The sequence below is a fragment of the Pelomonas sp. Root1237 genome, assembly GCF_001425055.1.
Classification (GTDB): Bacteria; Pseudomonadota; Gammaproteobacteria; order Burkholderiales; family Burkholderiaceae_C; genus Pelomonas.
In genome coordinates, this window is record NZ_LMDK01000001.1 from 94,164 (window position 1) to 112,762 (window position 18,599).

The following is an 18,599-nucleotide window of genomic DNA, read 5'->3' on the forward strand; positions in this document are numbered from 1 at the left end:
AAATCAAGTCGCGCCGCCTATGAGAACTCGCTCATGTTCGCGGCGATGAATTCGCCGATGTGATCGATACCAGAATCGTTATCGGACGCACCAGGCGTCACGCAGCGGCCGAGCGCCGTGCCAGTCGCATCGACAAGCCCACGGGCCCCATCGCCAGCTGCAGCAGCTCACGCGGCGCCTGGCCGTCGGGCGTATCCACCGCCGTGATGTCGAAGTGCCGCAGCAGCAGGACACAAGCCAGCTTGATCTCCATCAGCGCGAGGTAGCGCCCCGGGCAGATGCGCGGCCCGGCGCCGAAGGGCATGCTCAGGCGCTTGGCTGCGCCGGCCTGCTTGGCATCCACCAGCCAGCGCGCGGGGTCGAAGGCGGCCGCGTTGGCCAGGTGGCGCTCGCTCGTGGCATCGCGCCGCATGACGGCCATGACGATCATGCCGGCCTGCACCTGCACGTCGCCCACATGCGCGTCGCGCATGGCCTGCATGACGTTGATGGGCGCCACCGGCCGCAGCCGCATCGTCTCGTGCGCGCAGGCCTCGACGAAGTCCAGCGCGCCGAGCTGCTCCAGGGTCGGCAGCGCGGCCTCACCACAAACGCGGTCCACCTCGGCCCGCGCCTGGGCCAGCGCGTCGGGATGCTGCCACAGCAGCCAGATCATCCAGGCCAGCGTGTTGGCCGTCGTGTCCTCGCCGGCAAGCAGCATGGTCAGCACATTGCCAGCCACCTGCTCGTCGTCGATGCCGCTGCCGGGTTCGTCGGCCGCCACCAGCATGCCTTCCAGCAAGTTGCCGGGCTCCTCGCGCAGCCCCGGGTTGGCGGCCATCCGTGCCCGCGCTTTGGCGACGAAGCCCTGCACCGCCACGTTCACCTCAGCGACGCTGTGCGTGAGTGCGCGGTCCTCGGCCGAGGGCCACCAGCGCCACAGTGGCAGCGGCGCAAAGATGCGCTTGAACAGCATCGGGAAGATGCGGTTCAGGTGCTGCTGGATGACGTCCTCATCGGACTGCAGCGTGTTGACGTCCTCGCCAAAGGCCAGGCCTGCCACCGCATCCACCGTGAAGCGCATCAGGTCGGCCTGCAGCTCGATGCGGCGGTCCTCGCGCGCGGCGACCTGCCAGCGGCCGACGAGGCGCTCGGCCACGCGCAGCAGGAACGGGTAGTAGCGCTTCACATGCACCGGGTCCAGCCCAGCCATGACCATGCGCCGCTGGCGCTTCCAGGCCTCGCCGTTGGCGCCGAACAGCCCCGCGTTCAGCCCCATTTCGCGGCCCACGTCCTCCAGCCGCTGCGTGCGCCTGAAGCCATCCGGCCGGTCGCGCAGCGCCGTGCTGATCAGCTCGTGGTCGCCGACGATGACGAGGCGGCGCTTGCCCAGCTTGAGCTTGAAGATCGGCCCGAACTCCTCGCACCAGGCTTCGACCTGCTGATGCACCCGCGTCGAGTCGATCTGCAGCAGGTTGCCGAACACCGGCACGCCGCGCGGGCCGGGCAGGTCGTCGAACTGGCGCAGCGCGCCGGCGGGCGGGGCGGTGGTGGTGTGCATAGGGCGAGTTTAGGAAGCGGGACCCGCTGGCAGCGTCATTCAGTTTGTGGAGCCGAACCCCACCGGCTCATTCGCGACCCATTCTCCAGATCAACCAAAACACGAATCCCGCAGCGCCACCAAGCAACGCAAATCTCAAGAATCCTTCGGCCTCCGTAGTAGGCATCAACACCGCCGTGGCAAGGACTGCGGTGAGCACACCACTGCCTACCGAGGACCACCAAGTCACCCAGCCGAACTTACTGAGAGCTGCGTAGGCCGGAACGGCGATCACGCAAGTCACCATGGCCGTGAATGGGCCGAACACAACGAACGTCCCAATGACCGACAACAGGTCACGTTGGCCCGACAACGGAAATTCAAGCGACAGATAAGTAGGAATGAGCGCGGTCGCCGAAACGAACGCAAGAAGTGTGGCCTTCGATTGCTTCATGACGTCGACCACCTCATTCAGTCGCAAAGATTTTTCCCGGATTGAGGACGCCCAGCGGGTCCAGCGCCTGCTTCACCGCTCGCATCAATGCGACGGCTTCTGATCCAGTCTCATCAAGCAAAAACCCCTGCTTGTGCAATCCGATCCCATGCTCGCCCGTGCAGGTGCCCTCCAGCGCAATCGCCCGCGCCACCATCTGTGCGCTCAGGCGCTCGGCCGTCGCCAGCTCCTCGGGGTCGATCGGGTCCAGCAGATAGGCCATATGGAAGTTGCCGTCGCCGACATGGCCGACGATGAAGTAGGGCAGGCCTGCGGCCTCGACCTCGGCAATCGACGCGTTGATGTTCTCGGCCAGGCGCGAGATGGGCACGCAGGTGTCTGTCGTCACCGCGCGGCAGCCGGGGCGCATCTGCAGGCCGGATAGATAGGCGTGATGCCGCGCCGTCCACAGCCGCGTGCGCGCCTCGGGCGTCGTCGCCCACTCGAAGGCCTCGCCGCCATGGTCGGCCGCCACGTCTTGCACCACCGCCGCCTGCTCGGCCACGCCCGCCTCGCTGCCATGGAACTCCATCAACAGCATGGGCGCCTCCTTCAGGCCCAGCTTGTCATGGGCGTTGACGGCCTTGATGGCGTTGGCGTCCAGCAGCTCGCAGCGGGCGATGGGCACGCCGATCTGGATGATCTGCATGGCCGTGCGCACGGCCGCATCGATGCTGGGGAAGAAGCAGACCGCGGCCGACACGGCTTCGGGCAGCGGGTGGACCTTGACGGTCAGCTCGGTGATGACGCCCAGCGTGCCTTCGCTGCCGATGACCAGGCGCGTCAGGTCGTAGCCGGCGCTGCTCTTCCTGGCGCGCGAGCCGCAGCGCACCACCTCGCCGCTGGCCGACACGAAGCGCAGCGCCAGCACGTTCTCGCGCATCGTGCCGTAGCGCACCGCGTTCGTGCCACTGGCGCGCGTGGCGGCCATGCCGCCCAGGCTCGCGTCGGCGCCGGGGTCGATGGGGAAGAACAGGCCCTCGTGCTTGAGCGCTTCGTTCAGCGCCTTGCGCGTGACGCCGGGCTGCACGGTGACCGTCAGGTCCTCGGCGTCGACGCGCAGGATCTTGTTCATGCGCGACACGTCCAGGCTGATGCCGCCGTGCACGGCCAGCAGATGGCCTTCGAGCGACGAGCCCGCACCGTAGGGGATGACGGGCACACGATGCTCGGCACACAGCGCCACCACGCGCGCGACTTCGACTTCGCTTTCCGCAAAGACGACGGCCTGCGGCGGCGGCACGTCGAACACCGATTCGTCGCGGCCATACTGCTCACGCACCGCCAGGGCGGTCGAGCAGCGCTCGGCGAATTCGGCACGCAGGCTGTCCAGCAGCGCGGCCGGGAGTGGGGCGGGCGAGAAGGTTTCGGGCGCGTTCATGGCCAACTCCAGGGGGTCAGACAAGGATTGTGTTGCAGTGCCCGTCGCATGGTGACAGCATGGGGCACACAGCGAACCCCGGGAGACCTGCATGGACCCGACCCTGACCTGGCTGCTGCTCGTCGCGGCCGTTGCCCTCATCGCCTTCGGCGCGGTGCGCTTCGATCTGCTGGCCGCGCGCTGGCGCGAGGTGTTCGGTCATCCGCCACCGCCCCATGACGCCCCGCCCGCGCCGCGCTGGACGTCGGCCCAAGGTTTCAAGCCGCATGAGGCACCCGTGCACAAACCGGCCTTCCACCGCAGCGGCCGCCGACACTGAATCGGCGCCGCAACAGGGCCTTGCCAACGAGGAGAACGCCATGAGCCCGACGACCACTCTGACGATCAGCCGCAAGCTGACGCTGCTGACCCTGCTGGTGCTGGTCGCCATCAGCATCCCTTCGGCCTTCCAGGTGCGCCAGGCGCGTCAATTGGCTCAGGCGGCGCAGGGCGAGCTCGAAGGCCTGGCGCCCGCCCGGCTGCTCGTGCGGCTGGCCCAGCTGACCCAGCAGCACCGCGGCCTGTCGGCTGCCGTGTTGGGCGGCAACGACTCGGTGCAGACGGCACGCTCGGCCAAGAACGCCGAGGTGGTCAAGCAGGTTGCCGCCGTCGACACCATGCTGAAGGGCGATGGCGCGAACGACGCAATGCGCCAGACCTGGCAGGACGCGCGCACGCGCTGGGACAGCCTGTCCAGCCAGGTGGGCGCCAAGGGACTGAAGGCGGCCGAAAGCAGCACCCTGCACGCCCAGCTCATCGCCGTCTATTTCAAACTGCTGGACCAGCTCGTCGACCAGTCCGGCCTCATCCTCGACCCCGAGGCCGACACCTATTTCCTGATCAGCGCGACGCTGACGCGGCTGCCCATCGCCACCGAGGCCCTGGGCCAGGCGCGAGCGCGTGGCGCCGGCTTTCTGGCGGAAGGCAAGATCGGCCCAGAAGGCCGCACCCTGCTGGCCGGCCTCGTGCAGCAGGCCGCCGACCAGCATGCCGGCATGGGCACGGCCTTCGACAAGAGTTTCGCCGTCAATGCCGACCTCAAGAGCCGGCTGGGCAGCAAGATCGCCGCACTGGACGAACAGGTGCGCGGCTCGCTGAAGCTGACCCGCGACGAGCTGATCGCCAAGGAGGAGCTGGCCTACGCGGCGCCCGACTACATCGCCAGCTACACCCGCACCATCGACGCGATGTATGTCGTTGCCGAGGAGGCGATGGATGCGCTGGACGGCATGCTCGGCGCGCGCGTGTCCAGCCTGCGCACCAGCAGTTGGGTCGTCTTCGGCCTGCTGGCCTTCATGCTGGGCGCCGTCTTCCTGCTCGCGCGCGGCATCTCGCGCAGCATCACCGTGCCGCTGCAGCATGCCGCCGGCCTGGCCCAGCAGATCGCCGAACGCGACCTCAGCGGCGACGTCGTCATCAGCGCGCGCGACGAGATCGGCCAGCTGACGATGGCGCTGCTGGCCATGCGCGACAGCCTGTGCGGCGTCATCGGCGAGGTGCGCAGCAATGCCGGCGAGGTGGCGCAAGCCTCGCAGGAACTGGCCTCGGGCAACCGCGACCTGTCGCAGCGCACCGAGCAGCAGGCTTCGGCGCTCGAGGAAACCGCCAGCTCCATGGAGCAGCTGACCGCCACCGTGCGCAGCAATGCCGATCAGGCCGGCGACGCCAGCAGCCTGGCCCAGCGCGCCTGCACGGTCGCCATCTCGGGTGGCGCGGCCGTCGACCAGGTCGTCAGCACCATGGGCGCCATCGAGGCCAGCAGCCGGCGCATCGAGGAAATCATCGCCGTCATCGACGGCATTGCCTTCCAGACCAACATCCTCGCGTTGAACGCCGCCGTGGAGGCCGCGCGGGCCGGCGAGCAGGGCCGCGGCTTTGCCGTCGTCGCGTCGGAAGTGCGCGCGCTGGCTGGCCGCTCGGCCGAGGCTGCCAAGCAGATCAAGGTCCTCATCTCCACCAGCGTCGGCCAGGTCGAGGACGGCGCCCGCCTCGTGAAGGGCGCCGGCGCAACGATGCGCGAAACCGTCGACGCCATCCGCTCTCTGGCCGAACTCGTCACCAGCATCAGCCGCGCGTCCAGCGAGCAGAGCACCGGCATCGGCCAGATCAGCGAGGCCGTCTCGCACATGGACCAGCTGACGCAGCAGAACGCCGCCCTCGTCGAGGAAACCGCCGCGGCCGGCATGAGCCTGCAGCAGCAGGCCGAGAAGTTGTCGGGCCTGGTCAACACCTTCCGCATGCCGGTCGCCCAGCGCTGAGGGGCGGGCTCAGTCTGGGTTGACCCGCCAGGCCGCCGCGCCCAGCAGCACCACCTGCAGCTGCTGCACGAAGTTGTCCATCATTTCGGCCTCCAGCAGCGGCTGCTGGGGCGGCAGGTCGAGCATCTCGGGCGCTGCCGCCAGCATGGTGTTGACGATCAGCCCGCACACCATCTGCAGCGTGGCCGTGGGCATGTCGGGATACGCGCCGATGGCGCGGAAGTCCTGCGCCATCTCGTTGGTGAAGTGGCGCACCTCGTTGCGGATGGCCAGGCGCAGGATGCGGCTGCCGCCACCGCGCTCGCTGCTGATGAAAAGGAACAGCAGCCGGTGCTGCTGCACATAGCTGCAATAGACCTCGACCGACACGCGCACGCGGTCGGCCGGCGCCGCGCCGCCCTGGCGCGCCTCGCGCAGCAGTCGGCGCAGGCTGATGCCGACCTCCTCCACCAGCGCCAGGCCCAGCTCGTCGGTGTTGCGAAAGTGCCGGTAGAAGCCGTTGGGCACCATGCCCGCCTCGCGGGCGATCTCGCGGATGCCCAGGCTGGTGAAGCTGCGCCCCTCGCCCATCAGCGCCAGCGCGGCCTGGGTGAGGCTGGCGCGGGTCAGGTCCTTGCGCTCGGCGCGAGAGAGTTTGTCGGCAGCGGTGTCGGACATGGCGGGTCGTTTTGTGAACACTCGTATCGTAGCTTCACCCGCTTGACTGCCTATTTGTACACAGCATGGCGCACCGCCCTGGTTGAGTGGCTTGTATGTTTGTGTACAAACGTACACAATGCAACCATGCAAACGCACCTCCCCACCCGCCTAGAAGCCCTGACTCGCCCGCTGCGCGCCGCGCTGCAGCACCCCTGGGTGGCGGCCATCGTGCGCGAGAGCGCCGTCGAGGACAGCCTGCAGGCCCTGCACCCGCTGCTGTCGCTGCATCAGGTGAAGGCCCGGGTGGTGAAGTGCATCGCCGAGACGGCCGACACCCGCACGCTGGTGCTGCGCCCCAACGCGATGTGGCGTGGTGCCCGCGCCGGGCAGTTCGTGTCGCTGACCGTGGAGATCAACGGCCGCCGCCACGAGCGCATGTACTCGCTGACGTCGCGCCCGGGCTCGCGCCTGCTGGCGATCACGGTCAAGCGACAGGGGCGGGTGTCCACGCATCTGCATGAGAGCGTGCGCGTGGGCGATGTGCTGACGCTCGGCCCGGCGATGGGCGAGTTCGTGCTGCCCGCCGTGTTGCCGGACAAGATCCTGCTGCTCAGCGCGGGCAGCGGCATCACGCCGGTGATGGCCTTGCTGCGCGAGCTGCAGGCGCGCGGCGCGGCCGACCGTGTGGTCTTTGTGCACAGCTGCCGCAGCCCGGTCGAACAGATCTTTGCCGCCGAGCTGGCAGCCATGCCCGGGCTGCGCCGGGTGCAGCATTTCAGCGCCAGCGCCGGCCACCTCACGCCGGCTGGGTTGCAAGCGCAGGTGCCCGACCTGGCCGAGCGCGCCACCTGGGTGTGCGGCCCCGCCGGGCTGATGGATGCGATACACGCGCACTGGCAGGCGCACGGCATCACCGCGCCGCTGCACAGCGAACGCTTTGCCGCCGCGCCGCTGGCGGCCGAGCCGCTGAGCGCCCCGGTGCGCGTGCAGCTGCTGCGCAGCGCCACCGGCTTCGCGTCGCTGGGCGCTGCCCCGCTGCTGAACCAGGCCGAGGCCGCCGGCCTGGCGCCCAAGCATGGCTGCCGCATCGGCATCTGCCGCTCCTGCCAATGCGTCAAGCGCAGCGGCACGGTGCAGCACCTGCACACGGGCGAGCTGTCCAGCGCACCCAACGAACTCATTCGGCTGTGCGTCAGCGCCGCCCGCTCCGACCTCGAACTGGATCTATGAGCCTAGAAACGGCAGTTGACCGCTTTCCACCGCATGCCAGTCCTCGCCTCATCAACGGTATGCACCCACGACGGCGCTCATCCAACAGGCAAGAACGCTACGCACCCGCCTGAGACGCGGTGGTGCACGCTGCCGGCGTTGCTCCTCTTCGTGGGCATGAGCCCACTTCATCGTCGCGCCTTGTCAGCGCACCCCACCGCGTCTCCTTCGGGCGCGTCCAACTGCCGTTTCTAGGCTCGCCATGCACACCCTGACCCGCCCCCAAGTCGATGAATTCCAGGCCGAGCTCGACGCCATCCGCGCCGGCGTCATGAACTCGCTCGGCCAGGCCGACGTCGACCACATCCGCAAGATGATCGCGCTGTGCCGCGCCAGCGAGGTGGGCGGCCGTGCGCTGCTGCATTTCGGCGTCGGGCCCTTGAGCTGGATCGCCGGCGTGCTGGCGCTGGCCCACGCCAAGATCCTCGACAACATGGAGATCGGCCACAACGTCATGCACGGCCAGTACGACTGGACCGGCGACCCGGCACTGAACTCCCAGACCTTCGAGTGGGACATCGCCTGTGACGGCGAGGCCTGGCGCCATTCGCACAACGTCACCCACCACACCTACACCAACATCCTCGGCAAGGACCGTGACCTGGGCTACTCGCTGCTGCGCATGACGCCCGAGCAGAAGTGGAAGCCGCGCCACTGGCTGCAGCCGCTGGCCAACCTGATGCTGGCCCTGGGCTTCCAGTACGGCGTCGGCTCGCATGACCTGGAGCTGGGCCGCTACAAGCATGGCGCCGTCCCCAAGCCCGTGTTCAAGGAGCGCCTGAACCGCTTTCTGAGCAAGGTGGGCAAGCAGTGGTTCAAGGACTATCTGCTGTTCCCGGCGCTGGCGCTGTGGAGCGCGCCGCGCGTGCTGGCCGGCAATTTCGCGGCCAACCTGATCCGCAACCTGTGGACCTATGTGGTCATCTTCTGCGGCCACTTCACCGAGCATGTGGCCATCTACCGGCAGGAAGACTGCCTCAACGAGACCCGCGGCGACTGGTATCTGCGCCAGCTGGCAGGCTCCAGCAACCTGACCGGCGGGCGTTGGTTCCACATCCTCACCGGCCACCTGAGCCACCAGATCGAGCACCACCTCTTTCCCGACATGCCCGCCCACCGCTACGTCGAGATCGCACCGCAAGTACAGGCGCTGTGCCGCAAGTACGGCCTGCGCTACAACACCGGCAGCCTGTTCAGGCAGTACCTGACGGTGATGAAGCGCATCCTGGTCAACACCTTGCCGCCCAAGACGGCTGCAGCCTGAAGATTCAGGCAGGATGCAGGTCCGATCACCGACCTGCATCCGCCATCATGGGCAACCGACTTTCACAGATCGCCACGCGCACCGGCGACGACGGCACCACCGGCCTGTCCGACGGCAGCCGCGTGCCCAAGACCCATCTGCGCGTGCAGGCCATGGGTGATGTCGACGAGCTGAACTCCAACCTCGGCCTGCTGCTGGCCGAACCCCTGCCCGACGACATCCGCGACCTCATCGTCACCATCCAGCATGAGCTCTTCAACCTGGGTGGGGAGCTGTCCTGGCCGGGCGGCGAACTGCTGAAGGACGCCGCCGTGCTGCGCTTGGATGAAGCGCTGGAGCACTACAACGAGCATCTGCCGCGGCTCAAGGAATTCATCCTGCCGGCCGGCACGCGCAGTGCGGCAATCGCCCATGTCTGCCGCACGATTGCCCGCCGTGCCGAGCGCGCCGTCATTCAGGTAGCCACCGCCGAGCCCGTGCGCGCCGCGCCGCGCCAGTACCTGAACCGCCTGTCCGACCTGCTCTTCGTGCTGTCCCGCGTGCTCAACCGCGCCAACCTCGACGGCCTGGGTGGCGACGACGTCTACTGGCAGAGCGAGCGCATGAAGCGGCTGGACGCGGCCGACAACTGAAGCCCAGGGGCCCATATGCAAATCACCGGTCAATGCCACTGCGGCGCCATCCGTTTCTCGGCGACTGCCGATCCCGCCAAGGTCTTTGCCTGCCACTGCGCGGACTGCCAGATCATCTCCGGCGGCCCGTTCCGCGCGGTGATCGCCGTTCCGGCGGATCAGGTCGAACTGGTGGGCACGCCCAAGCAGTATGTGAAGGTCGCAGCCAGCGGCAACCGCCGTGCACAGGCCTTCTGCGGGGATTGCGGCACCCAGCTCTTCGCCACGGAAGCCGACGTACCCGAGACGCTGAACATCCGCCTGGGCTGCGTGAACGAGCGCGCCCAGCTCAAGCCCGTGGTGCAGGTCTGGAAAGACTCGGCCATGCCCTGGCTGCCTGAGCTGGACAGCACCCCGGCTCACATGCGCGGCCGCGACAGCCCGCTAGCCTAGCGCTTGCGCCGGCCCCAGACCTTGTAGGCCAGCCAGGCCCAGCGCAGCCCGCGCCAGAGCTTGCCACGTCGGTCTGCCCCCGCGCCGGCAAACAAGGCCGCTCCGCCGCCGGCCGCGGCGAGCACGATGGGGTTGGACAGCAGATCGCGCCAGGCCAGGATGCGCAGCACCCAGCCGTCAGCGCGCTGGCCGATATCGTCCACCGACAGTGCAGCCTGGCCGCGCATCAACTCGGATGCCAGCAGCAGATTGGCCTTGCGCTCGCTGCGCAGAGCCGGGTCGGCCGGGATCCTGGGGATCATGGCCCTGGCCGGCGCAGCGCTTCGGCGTCAGCGCGCAACTCACCGATGCTGGACTGGAACAGGCTAGCCGGCTGATCGATCAGCTTCTTTACCTTGAGCACGGCGACGACGGCCGCAACGATCAGAACGACCGTACCGCCGCCCAGAGCCAGCAGCCGGTGATCGTCCCAGAAGGCGACCGTGATCAACACCAGCCCCATCAGCAGGCCAAAGCCCGCCAGCAACGCGGCCAGCACCGCCCAAAGCAGCAGGCTGGCGATACGCTCCTTCTCCTCCTGGGCCTCGATGGCAAACAGCTCAAGCCGAATGCGGCTGAGCGTCAGCAACGACACCCCGAGCCGCCGCAGCGGCGCGGAGACGGGTTCCTTGGCGTCGCTCAAGCGGGGCTCAGCGGCGGCCGATCAACACGCCAATCGCAAGGCCCACGGCTGCCGCGGCACCGATGGCCTGCCAGGGGTTGGCATGCACATAGTCGTCGGTGGCGACGGCGGCATCCTTGGCGCGCTGGAGGGCTTCGTGCTGGGCGTCCAGCAGCTTGTCCTTGGCACCGGACAGCCGGTCCTGGATGCGGGCGCGCAAGGCCTTCACCTCGCCGTCCGCCTTGTTGGTCGTGGCCGTCATCAGCGCGTCGATGTCTTCCATCACCGCACGGAAGTCCGAGGCCAATTTTTCCTTCGCCTGGCTGGTATCACTCATCGCTGGCTCCTTGATCGGGGGATCAAACACGCTTGCAGCCTAACGCGATTGGACATGGCCTGACATGCCCCACCACGATTGAAGCGGGCTTGTCCTACAAGGCCGCGGCCGCTTGCCGCAAGCGCTGCGCATAGGCCTCGCGCAAGGCGGCCGGCGCCAGCACCTCCACCTGGCCGGCATGGCGCAGCAGGTCCATCAGCAACTCGGTGTCATCGACATAGGGCAGGCGCAGCCGCCAGCGGCCGTCGGGCAGGAATTCGCTCTGCTGGGCCGGGTGCCATTCCTCGCGCGACACCCAGGCCGCCGTGCCGGCGCTGAAGACCAGCTCGGCCTCGCGCGGCGTGCCACCGGCGAAGATGCCGTAGCCCTGGTCGAGTTCGGCTTCCAGCTCGGCCAGGGGCACAGGCCGGGCGTCGGCGTCCAGCAGCGTCGCCGCCTCGATGCCGTCCAGGGCAAAGCGGCGATAGGCGTCGCTGGCATGGCACCAGGCATCCAGATACCAGGCGTGGCGATGATGCACGAGGCGCTGCGGCGAGACCTCGCGTTCGCTGCCCGCCCCATCGCGTTTCTTGCGGTAGCGGATGGCCAGGCGCTTGCGCTTGACGACAGCGCTGCCCACGGTCTCGAAGCTGTCGCTGGCCATGCGCCGGCGTGCCGTGCCAATCAGCCTGACGCGCCGCCGCAGCTCATCGGCCTCGGCCGCATCCACGCCCAGCATGCCGGTGATCTTGTCGAACATGGGCTGCAGGTGGCGGCCCACGACACCCTGCTCATCCAGGCCGGCCAGCATCTGCTGCATGGTCAGGAGGGCGTGCAGTTCGGCCTCGTTGAACCAGACGCCCGGCAGCTCATGCTTGCCGCCACGCCACTGCTGGCCGAAACGGTAGCCGTTTTCGCCGGCGTCGTACTCGATGGGCGCGTCCAGCCGCTCCCGCAGGTAGGCCAGGTCGCGCTTGAGCGTGGCTGGCGACACCTCCAGCGCCTCGATCAACTCGGCGAATGACACGCAGCCGCGGGAGCGGATCAGCTGCTCGATCTTGTAAAAGCGTTCGGTGCGGTCCATTCGGGTTTTCTCAGTGCCCCGACCGCTGGCATCTCTGCACACTCGGCGGGCTTGAATCGGCCAACAAATCAATAGCCTGCTTCACGGATGCCAAACATCCGGGAGCAGGCAGGGAGAGTGACATGAATCCGTCGACATCATTCTTGCGTCAAATCTGCGCGGGACTTTTCTGGGCAGCCCTTGGCGCCGAGTGCATGGCTGCAGCGCCGACCTATTCGGTCACACCGCTGGCCGTGCAATCGCTATATCCCACCAGCTATGCCAAGGACCTCAACAACGCCGGCCAGGTGACTGGGCTGGCCTATCTGCCCAATGCCAATGGCGCGACGTATAGCTTCCTGTACGGCAGCGGCAACACGGTAAACATCGGCGGCCTGGGCGGGACCAATCCGCTGGGCAACGGGTACAGCCCCACCGACGCCCAAGCCATCAACGACGTCGGCCAGGTGGTGGGCGGGTCCTATTCCAGCAGCTATCCCGACATCCGTGCCTTCCTCTACAGCAACGGGCAGATGACCGACCTGGGCACGCTGGGCGGAAGCTTCAGCCAAGCCTACGGCGTCAACAACGCGGGTGAGGTCGTAGGAATGTCGGTCACCGCCGGCAACAAGAACTCCGCGACCTTCCTCTACAGCGGCGGGCAGATGATCAATCTGGCCACCCTGGGCGCCAGCTTCACCGACGTCACGGCCATCAACAACCACAGCCAGATCCTCGGCACTGCCGGCGGCCATGCGGCCATCTTCAGCCAGGGCGCAATGACGGACCTCGGCACCTTGGGGTCGGCCCTCAGCATTCCGGCGGCCATCAACGATGGGGGTCAGGCCACCGGATATTCCTACACCGCGGACAGCTTCACTCGCGCCTTCCGGTACAGCGGCGGGCAGATGATCGATCTGGGCACCCTGGGCGGCTCCTACAGCCAGGGCAAAGACATCAACGCCGCGGGCGACGTCGTTGGCATTTCCAACAACGGCATCGACGGCTTCGGTCATGGCTTCCTCTACACGGGCGGCACCATGTACGACCTGAACAACCTGGTCGGCTCGTCCGACTGGCTGATCGGCGAGGCCCAGCGGATCAACGACAACGGAACCATTCTTGCGTCCGGCTGCCATCAGCAGCAGGGCTGCATGTCCTTGCTCCTCAGCGTGACCAGCGTGCCCGAACCGGGCTCAATGGCCCTGACCCTTGCGGGGGTCGCCGTGGTGGGCGCCAAGCTGCGCCGGCGCCGCGGCTGAATTTCCGTCGGCCTTCCGAAGGGCACCTTACGGTGCCTTTTTTATGCGCATCTGATTTTTTTCACAGGGTAGATCACCTATTGAGCTACCTGGCTCACAAACTGATATCCAAGGCCCGCGACTCTCAGGCGTGCCTCTCAATCAGGAGTCAGTCATGCAAGCCGTCATCAACGCCCAGATCACCCCCCGCCTCCAGAGCAGCCCGCTGGTCCAGTTCGACCTGGACATGGACGACACCTCTGCTCTGGTCAGCGCCCACGAGCGCACCGGCCTGGCCCTGGGCCGCGACTACGCCCTGCATGGCATCACGCCGCCCATCGCCCATCTCTACCCGCAGTCGCCACTGCAGCGCGGCTGGCTGGCCTCACGTGGCCGCCCGGTGCGCACGCCGGCCAGCCCGCAGGTCGAGCGCTGGCTGGCCCTGCGCACCCACGCCTGGGCACGCGGCCGCAGCTTCGAGGACATCCAGCTTACGCCGCACCATCTCGCCCAGCTGGAAACCCAGCACTGCCCCATCAGCCGGGAGTTGCTGGACGGCGAGAGCACCAGCATCGACCGCGTCCGCGACGACGCTGGTTATGCGGCCGGCAACCTGGCCGTCATGAGTCGCCGCGCCAACCGGGCCAAGGGGCATCGCAATCACCAAGCGCTGGCGGACATGGCCGCCAGCTGCGCCGCCGGCCCCATCACGCGCATTGGCGGCCTGGCCGAGGCCGAGTGGCAGCGCCTGGCTGTGCTGGCCAGCTTTGTCACACCGCTGAGCCACGAGCAAGCCGCGCTGATTCCGCTGCACGTGCTGCCGCCCAATCGCCTGCGTCTGTTCAATCCCATCCAGGCCCTGCAGGCCCTGGTCACACGCCAGCTCGCCACGCCCGGCTGGAGCGCCCGCCTGAGCCGCCTCGAGGCCCTGCTGCCCACCGACACGCTGCGCACCGACTTCAACCGCTTCCTGCTCGCCCTGGCCCCTCGCGTGCTGGCGGCTGCCGAGCTGCAGGAGCCGCATCAGATCCGCTGGGCACTTGAAGATGCCTGGACCCTGCCCCTGGTGCAAAAGCGCTGGGCCCGCTTCGCGCTGCAGCTGACGGCCGAGCAGGCGGAGAACCTGGTCGAGCGCGCGGCCGCCAAGAAGCTCAGCCCCGTGCACATCCAGCGCCACGACGACGCCACCGATGGCTGGGCCCTGGCCACTGGCGGTTACGCGGCTTGAAATAGGACCCCTCGTCCAGTCTCGCCCTGCTGAACGCGGGCGCGCCTGACCGGTCCCCCGAGGGGACGGCGACGCTTGCGGCGTTGAGCCGCAAGCACTTCGCCAGCGCGGGCCGGCTAGGGAGCGGCCCGGCGCTCGGCCCGGAACACCCAGATACCTTGACGACAGCACCAAGGAAAAGACAAAGCGCCCCGCAGGGCGCTTTGCTCACGGTGCGATGGCCTCAGACGAGGGAGCGATGCAGTCGGATCTCTTCGACACGCGCACCGCCGACTTCGGAGGTGCGGGCGCTGCCGAGTTCACGCTTGAAGCCGGCCAGCTCAAAGAAGCGCAGGGCGCGCTCGTTGCGCAGATAGCACCACAGCGTGGCCTTGGTGCAGCCTTCTTCCTGCAGGCCGTCGCGCGTGGCATCCCACAGCGCCAGGCCGACGCCCTTGTCCCAGTGCACCGGGTCGGCAAACATGGCCCAGACCTCGCCGGTCGTGGCGGGCGTGCCCTTGTCGCGGGAGCGATCGAAGCCGGCGAAACCCATGATCTTGTTGTCCAGATGGGCAACGATGACCTGCGGCTCGCAGAGGTCGATGGCCTCACGCCAGAAGGCTTGGCGCTTTTGCACCGACATCGCATCCAGCGCGGCGGCGGGCAGGAGGGCCTTGTAGGCGTCCTGGCTGGCAGCGACATGGATCTCGGCGATGGCCTTGGCATCGCGCAGGGTGGCGGGGCGAACCTGGATCACGGACATGGAACTCTTGGCAATAGCACGGGACGAAAGGGCGCGATTGTCCTAGCCCGATGATGAGCTGCAGGGTCTTGACAGAATTTTTTATCCGCTCAAGCAGCCAAGGAATTGGCGCGACAGGCCTTCACATGGTCGACCAGGCCGCGCCTGAGCCAGCGCAACGGCGTGCGCTGCAACTCCAGCATCAGTGCGTGATCCACAGCGGCGTCGCCCAGGTCCAACGCAAAGCGTCGCGCGACCTCGTTCTGAACCTTCAGTAACAACTCCGCCGTCACGCGAGCATCGGCCATCGCCCGGTGGGCACGGCCGTCGAAGCGGATGCCGTGGAACTGCGTGATCGCACCCAGGCCGTGGCTCTTGGCCTCGGGCCAGAGCCGGCGCGACAACAGCACGGTGCAGGCGAACTCGTGGGCCGGGTCGCGCGCCACGCCGGCGCGCTCCATCTCGGCATGCCAGAAGCCCCGGTCGAAAGAAGCGTTATGCGCGACGAGCGGGCAGCCCTGGGTGAAACGGGCCAGCTCGCGCATGACCGTGGGCGAGTCCGGCGCGTTGGCCAGCATCTCGTTGCTGATGCCGGTGAGGGACTGAATAAAGGGCGGCACCCAGGCGCCGCTGTTCATCAGGCTGCTCCAGGCGTCGACGACCATGCCGCCACGCACGAGCACGGCAGCGATCTCGGTGGCACGGCCGCCGCTGGTGGGCCCGAGACCGGTCGTTTCGAAGTCGACGACGGCGATGGTTTGCGTCATCTTCGTCAAGACTTCTTCGGTGGATGCCTGGGCGGGTGTTTCAGGGCATTCATTGCCAGCTTGCGCTCGACGGCGGCATCCAGGTCCACGCCGCCATGGTCGGCAATCTGCACGAGGTACAGCAGCACGTCCGACAGCTCTTCGCCGAGATGGCGGCGCTGGTCGTCGCTCAGGCTCAGGGATTGCTCGGGAGTCAGCCACTGGAATATTTCCAGCAGCTCGGCGGCCTCCACCGTCATGGCCATCGCAAGGTTCTTTGGCGTCTGGTAGGGCTGCCAGTCGCGGTCGCTGGCGAACTGGCGCAGACGCTGCTGCAGGGTCGGAATGTCCATCAGGGGAGCGCGTATGAGGGTCGTTGCATCGCCGAAAGTGTCCCGTGTATTCCTAAACAGTATTCAAGATTTCAAAGGTAGTGATCGTAGTAGTGCACCGCCTGCGCTGTGGACAAGGGCAAAAAGTCCTTGCGGCACAAGCGCTTGGCAGCCGCACAAGCCTGTGCGCCGTAGCCTGATGGATTGACCCTCGATTGGGAACAACTTCGCGAAAGGTCGTCGGCCTGTGGATATCTGCCCAGTTGTGCCAGAACCATCCACAGACTTGCCCAAGGCGGTACAGCCCCTGTGGATCGCGGCGCTTGCGCAGGCCTTCCCCAAGCCGTCGGCGTTGTTTCTTTACGCGGAATGAGGGGAAAAACGAACGACCGTTCTAAAAAGCTGCGGCTAGAGTTGCGCTCCCGAATTGAATGCACTGCGATGTTGCGGTGTCGCCTAGGAGACAACAATGAAACCCTTCCTCACCCGGATCGCCGCCGCCTCGGTGGCGCTGTTGGGCAGCCTGCTGGTGGCGGGCTGCGGAGGCGGTGGCGCCTCGGCGGACACGACGCCCAAGTTCACTCCCACCAGTGTGGTGTCCTTCGGTGACAGCCTAAGCGACCAGGGCACCTACAAGGTCGGTACTGTTGCCGCCCTGGGTGGTGGTCAGTACACCGTCAATGGCGTTGGCCCGCATTGGGTGGAACGCATTGCCACGCTTTACGGCCTGCCCAAGCCCTGCCCGGCCCAGCAAGGCCTGGACGGCCTGGCTTCCCAGGGGTTCAGCGTGCCCGTCAAGAACAACGCGGGTTGTTTCGCCTACGGTCAGGGTGGCGCGCGAGTGACCAACCCGGTCGGCCCGGGCAACAAGCTGCTGGGTGGTTCCAACGCCGTGCTGGGCCAGCTCACGGTGCCCGTCGTCACGCAGATGCAGAACCACCTGACGGCAGTCGGTGGCAGCTTCAAGGGCACCGAGCTCGTCTTCGTCTATGCCGGTGGCAATGATGTGTTCATCAACCTGGCCACCGTGCAGGCCACCATCGCCGCTGGCGGTGACCCGACGGCCGCTGCCACCAAGGGCGTGACCGAGATGGGCAAGGCCGGTGCGGAACTGGCCGGCTACGTCAAGGCGCTGGTGGTGGGCAAGGGTGCCAAGAACGTCGTGGTCATCAACCTGCCCGACGTGAGCCTGACGCCTTTCGCCAAGAGCCTGCCCGCAGCCACGCAGGGCCTGATCCTGCAGATGGTCAATACCTTCAACGACCAACTCAAGACCGGCCTGGCCGGCGCTGACGTGGGTTGGGTTGATGCCGCCCAAGGGGTGCGTGACCAGATTGCCGATCCTGCGAAGTTCAGCCTGAGCAATGTCACCACGCCGGCCTGTGATCTGAGCGCGGCCAAGAACCCCTTGGGTTCGTCGCTGGTCTGCAGCGCCAACAACGTCATCAGCGGCGATGTCAGTCACTACCTGTTCGCCGACTCCGTCCACCCCACCCCGTTCGGGAATCAATTGCTGTCGCAGGTGGTGTCCCTGGAACTGGCTCGCAAAGGCTGGCTCTGAGTCCGCGTGACCCTTCAGGAGAACTTCATGAACATCAAATCCCTGCTCGCAGTCACCCTGCTCTCCGCTACCGGCCTCGTTCACGCGCAATCGGCCGGCAGCATCGTCGTCTATGGCGGTGCCGCACAGATCAACCCGCATGTCGACAGCGGTGATCTGACCGCGCCCAGCCTGGCGGGCACCAAGGTCGACGTGAAGAAGGCCAGCTCCTTCGTCGGCGGCGTGACTTACTACTGGACCGACAACATCAGCATCGATCTGCCGATCGCGCTGCCGTTCAAGCACGACGTCGTTGGTGCTGGCGCCATCGAAGGTTCGGGCAAGCTCGGCACGGTCAAGTCCCTGCCGATGACGCTGCTGGCCCAGTACCGCTTCGGCGACGCCAACAGCAGCTTCCGTCCCTTTGTCGGCGCGGGCGTCACCTATGGCTACTTCTTCAAGCCACGCGCCACGGCCGCACTGTCCGGCCTCACCGGTGGCTCGCCCGCCAGCCCGACGACGCTGTCCATGAAGAGCCGCTTCGGCACGACCATGGAACTCGGTGGTGCCTTCAACATCACCAAGGACTGGTCCGCCAGTCTGGCAGTCACCAAGACCTTCATCAAGACGACCGGCAGCCTGTCTACTGGCCAGACCATCGAGACGACGCTGGACCCGGTGTCCGTCAAGTTCGGGATTGGTTATCGCTTCTGATCCGGCTTCCAGGCCGATCACCAAGAGGGAGCCTGCGGGCTCCCTTTTCTTTGGGCCTCTCGTGAAGCCGTCACGGCCGCCGAGGGCAATGAGCGAAGTTCAAGTCACAAC

At 67.1% G+C, this 18,599-nt stretch carries 21 protein-coding genes; 10 read left to right on the plus strand and 11 right to left on the minus strand.

Annotated features, from left to right (window positions below; all coding sequences use genetic code 11):
* Positions 1 to 97 precede the first annotated feature (97 nt).
* The 3 genes from ASC91_RS00420 to ASC91_RS00430 form a co-directional block, all read right to left on the minus strand.
* Entirely contained in the window at positions 98 to 1,540 is a 1,443-nt protein-coding gene (locus tag ASC91_RS00420) for a cytochrome P450 (RefSeq protein WP_056190992.1), read from the minus strand.
* A gap of 67 nt (positions 1,541 to 1,607) precedes the next feature.
* On the minus strand, positions 1,608 to 1,973 hold the full coding sequence (locus ASC91_RS00425; protein ID WP_157280969.1) for a hypothetical protein: 366 nt from the start codon (positions 1,971 to 1,973) through the stop codon (positions 1,608 to 1,610).
* A gap of 13 nt (positions 1,974 to 1,986) precedes the next feature.
* Positions 1,987 to 3,393, minus strand: coding sequence for an FAD-binding oxidoreductase (locus ASC91_RS00430; RefSeq protein ID WP_056190995.1), 1,407 nt, complete (start codon positions 3,391 to 3,393; stop codon positions 1,987 to 1,989).
* A 91-nt stretch (positions 3,394 to 3,484) separates the two neighbouring features.
* Here ASC91_RS00430 and ASC91_RS29110 point away from each other — a divergent pair, with 91 nt between their 5' ends.
* Positions 3,485 to 3,712, plus strand: coding sequence for a hypothetical protein (locus ASC91_RS29110; RefSeq protein WP_056190997.1), 228 nt, complete (start codon positions 3,485 to 3,487; stop codon positions 3,710 to 3,712).
* A 40-nt stretch (positions 3,713 to 3,752) separates the two neighbouring features.
* Positions 3,753 to 5,690 carry a methyl-accepting chemotaxis protein gene (locus ASC91_RS30740; RefSeq protein ID WP_056190998.1) on the plus strand — a complete coding sequence of 646 codons (1,938 nt, stop codon included), beginning with the start codon at positions 3,753 to 3,755 and terminating at the stop codon, positions 5,688 to 5,690.
* Positions 5,691 to 5,699: 9 nt separating this feature from the next.
* Here the strand turns inward: ASC91_RS30740 and ASC91_RS00445 are convergent, their stop codons facing one another.
* A complete protein-coding gene (locus ASC91_RS00445; protein ID WP_056191000.1) occupies positions 5,700 to 6,347 on the minus strand; it encodes a TetR family transcriptional regulator in 648 nt (215 codons plus the stop codon).
* 126 nt (positions 6,348 to 6,473) lie between these two features.
* Between ASC91_RS00445 and ASC91_RS00450 the strand changes: the two genes are divergently transcribed.
* The 4 genes from ASC91_RS00450 (at position 6,474) to ASC91_RS00465 (ending at position 9,926) form a co-directional block, all read left to right on the plus strand.
* Complete coding sequence (locus ASC91_RS00450) at positions 6,474 to 7,559, plus strand: ferredoxin reductase (RefSeq protein ID WP_056191002.1); 1,086 nt, start codon at positions 6,474 to 6,476, stop codon at positions 7,557 to 7,559.
* 241 nt (positions 7,560 to 7,800) lie between these two features.
* The gene (locus tag ASC91_RS00455) at positions 7,801 to 8,862 is read left to right on the plus strand and encodes an acyl-CoA desaturase (RefSeq protein ID WP_056191004.1); all 1,062 of its coding nucleotides are present in this window, start codon (positions 7,801 to 7,803) and stop codon (positions 8,860 to 8,862) included.
* A gap of 47 nt (positions 8,863 to 8,909) precedes the next feature.
* Positions 8,910 to 9,494 (plus strand): cob(I)yrinic acid a,c-diamide adenosyltransferase, encoded by a 585-nt coding sequence (locus ASC91_RS00460; RefSeq protein WP_056191007.1) that lies wholly within the window; start codon positions 8,910 to 8,912, stop codon positions 9,492 to 9,494.
* A 15-nt stretch (positions 9,495 to 9,509) separates the two neighbouring features.
* A complete protein-coding gene (locus ASC91_RS00465; protein ID WP_056191009.1) occupies positions 9,510 to 9,926 on the plus strand; it encodes a GFA family protein in 417 nt (138 codons plus the stop codon).
* Here the strand turns inward: ASC91_RS00465 and ASC91_RS00470 are convergent.
* The 4 genes from ASC91_RS00470 to ASC91_RS00485 form a co-directional block, all read right to left on the minus strand.
* Positions 9,923 to 10,228, minus strand: coding sequence for a hypothetical protein (locus ASC91_RS00470; RefSeq protein WP_056191011.1), 306 nt, complete (start codon positions 10,226 to 10,228; stop codon positions 9,923 to 9,925). The two genes, ASC91_RS00465 and ASC91_RS00470, sit on opposite strands and share 4 nt — an antisense overlap.
* Positions 10,225 to 10,608, minus strand: a complete 384-nt coding sequence (locus ASC91_RS00475) for a phage holin family protein (protein ID WP_056191012.1) — start codon at positions 10,606 to 10,608, stop codon at positions 10,225 to 10,227. The genes ASC91_RS00470 and ASC91_RS00475 overlap by 4 nt, the downstream gene beginning before the upstream one ends.
* Before the next feature lie 7 nt (positions 10,609 to 10,615).
* A complete protein-coding gene (locus ASC91_RS00480; protein ID WP_056191014.1) occupies positions 10,616 to 10,924 on the minus strand; it encodes a YqjD family protein in 309 nt (102 codons plus the stop codon).
* Between the two features lie 94 nt (positions 10,925 to 11,018).
* Entirely contained in the window at positions 11,019 to 11,987 is a 969-nt protein-coding gene (locus ASC91_RS00485; RefSeq protein ID WP_056191016.1) for a YafY family protein, read from the minus strand.
* A 194-nt stretch (positions 11,988 to 12,181) separates the two neighbouring features.
* Here ASC91_RS00485 and ASC91_RS29115 point away from each other — a divergent pair, with 194 nt between their 5' ends.
* Positions 12,182 to 13,228 (plus strand): HAF repeat-containing PEP-CTERM protein, encoded by a 1,047-nt coding sequence (locus ASC91_RS29115; protein ID WP_056191018.1) that lies wholly within the window; start codon positions 12,182 to 12,184, stop codon positions 13,226 to 13,228.
* A 154-nt stretch (positions 13,229 to 13,382) separates the two neighbouring features.
* Positions 13,383 to 14,435 carry a hypothetical protein gene (locus ASC91_RS00495; protein ID WP_056191020.1) on the plus strand — a complete coding sequence of 351 codons (1,053 nt, stop codon included), beginning with the start codon at positions 13,383 to 13,385 and terminating at the stop codon, positions 14,433 to 14,435.
* Between the two features lie 223 nt (positions 14,436 to 14,658).
* On the opposite strand, the gene ASC91_RS00500 is transcribed toward ASC91_RS00495, so the two are convergent.
* From ASC91_RS00500 to ASC91_RS00510, 3 genes are all read right to left on the minus strand, one after another.
* Positions 14,659 to 15,177, minus strand: coding sequence for a GNAT family N-acetyltransferase (locus ASC91_RS00500; RefSeq protein WP_056191021.1), 519 nt, complete (start codon positions 15,175 to 15,177; stop codon positions 14,659 to 14,661).
* A gap of 89 nt (positions 15,178 to 15,266) precedes the next feature.
* The gene (locus ASC91_RS00505) at positions 15,267 to 15,923 is read right to left on the minus strand and encodes a PolC-type DNA polymerase III (protein WP_056191023.1); all 657 of its coding nucleotides are present in this window, start codon (positions 15,921 to 15,923) and stop codon (positions 15,267 to 15,269) included.
* 5 nt (positions 15,924 to 15,928) lie between these two features.
* A complete protein-coding gene (locus ASC91_RS00510; RefSeq protein WP_056191025.1) occupies positions 15,929 to 16,255 on the minus strand; it encodes a nucleotide pyrophosphohydrolase in 327 nt (108 codons plus the stop codon).
* A 448-nt stretch (positions 16,256 to 16,703) separates the two neighbouring features.
* Between ASC91_RS00510 and ASC91_RS00515 the strand changes: the two genes are divergently transcribed.
* Together ASC91_RS00515 and ASC91_RS00520 are read left to right on the plus strand one after the other, a co-directional pair.
* Positions 16,704 to 17,795 (plus strand): SGNH/GDSL hydrolase family protein, encoded by a 1,092-nt coding sequence (locus ASC91_RS00515; RefSeq protein ID WP_056191027.1) that lies wholly within the window; start codon positions 16,704 to 16,706, stop codon positions 17,793 to 17,795.
* A 27-nt stretch (positions 17,796 to 17,822) separates the two neighbouring features.
* Positions 17,823 to 18,488, plus strand: coding sequence for an OmpW family protein (locus tag ASC91_RS00520; RefSeq protein WP_056191029.1), 666 nt, complete (start codon positions 17,823 to 17,825; stop codon positions 18,486 to 18,488).
* Positions 18,489 to 18,599: the final 111 nt, after the last annotated feature.

Bases quoted from the DNA above. Each gene is read 5' to 3' on its own strand.
- ASC91_RS00420 (WP_056190992.1), bottom strand. From the start codon at position 1,540: ATGCACACCACCACCGCCCCGCCCGCCGGCGCGCTGCGCCAGTTCGAC.
- ASC91_RS00425 (WP_157280969.1), bottom strand. From the start codon at position 1,973: ATGAAGCAATCGAAGGCCACACTTCTTGCGTTCGTTTCGGCGACCGCG.
- ASC91_RS00430 (WP_056190995.1), bottom strand. From the start codon at position 3,393: ATGAACGCGCCCGAAACCTTCTCGCCCGCCCCACTCCCGGCCGCGCTG.
- ASC91_RS29110 (WP_056190997.1), top strand. From the start codon at position 3,485: ATGGACCCGACCCTGACCTGGCTGCTGCTCGTCGCGGCCGTTGCCCTC.
- ASC91_RS30740 (WP_056190998.1), top strand. From the start codon at position 3,753: ATGAGCCCGACGACCACTCTGACGATCAGCCGCAAGCTGACGCTGCTG.
- ASC91_RS00445 (WP_056191000.1), bottom strand. From the start codon at position 6,347: ATGTCCGACACCGCTGCCGACAAACTCTCTCGCGCCGAGCGCAAGGAC.
- ASC91_RS00450 (WP_056191002.1), top strand. From the start codon at position 6,474: ATGCAAACGCACCTCCCCACCCGCCTAGAAGCCCTGACTCGCCCGCTG.
- ASC91_RS00455 (WP_056191004.1), top strand. From the start codon at position 7,801: ATGCACACCCTGACCCGCCCCCAAGTCGATGAATTCCAGGCCGAGCTC.
- ASC91_RS00460 (WP_056191007.1), top strand. From the start codon at position 8,910: ATGGGCAACCGACTTTCACAGATCGCCACGCGCACCGGCGACGACGGC.
- ASC91_RS00465 (WP_056191009.1), top strand. From the start codon at position 9,510: ATGCAAATCACCGGTCAATGCCACTGCGGCGCCATCCGTTTCTCGGCG.
- ASC91_RS00470 (WP_056191011.1), bottom strand. From the start codon at position 10,228: ATGATCCCCAGGATCCCGGCCGACCCGGCTCTGCGCAGCGAGCGCAAG.
- ASC91_RS00480 (WP_056191014.1), bottom strand. From the start codon at position 10,924: ATGAGTGATACCAGCCAGGCGAAGGAAAAATTGGCCTCGGACTTCCGT.
- ASC91_RS00485 (WP_056191016.1), bottom strand. From the start codon at position 11,987: ATGGACCGCACCGAACGCTTTTACAAGATCGAGCAGCTGATCCGCTCC.
- ASC91_RS29115 (WP_056191018.1), top strand. From the start codon at position 12,182: ATGGCTGCAGCGCCGACCTATTCGGTCACACCGCTGGCCGTGCAATCG.
- ASC91_RS00495 (WP_056191020.1), top strand. From the start codon at position 13,383: ATGCAAGCCGTCATCAACGCCCAGATCACCCCCCGCCTCCAGAGCAGC.
- ASC91_RS00500 (WP_056191021.1), bottom strand. From the start codon at position 15,177: ATGTCCGTGATCCAGGTTCGCCCCGCCACCCTGCGCGATGCCAAGGCC.
- ASC91_RS00505 (WP_056191023.1), bottom strand. From the start codon at position 15,923: ATGACGCAAACCATCGCCGTCGTCGACTTCGAAACGACCGGTCTCGGG.
- ASC91_RS00510 (WP_056191025.1), bottom strand. From the start codon at position 16,255: ATGGACATTCCGACCCTGCAGCAGCGTCTGCGCCAGTTCGCCAGCGAC.
- ASC91_RS00515 (WP_056191027.1), top strand. From the start codon at position 16,704: ATGAAACCCTTCCTCACCCGGATCGCCGCCGCCTCGGTGGCGCTGTTG.
- ASC91_RS00520 (WP_056191029.1), top strand. From the start codon at position 17,823: ATGAACATCAAATCCCTGCTCGCAGTCACCCTGCTCTCCGCTACCGGC.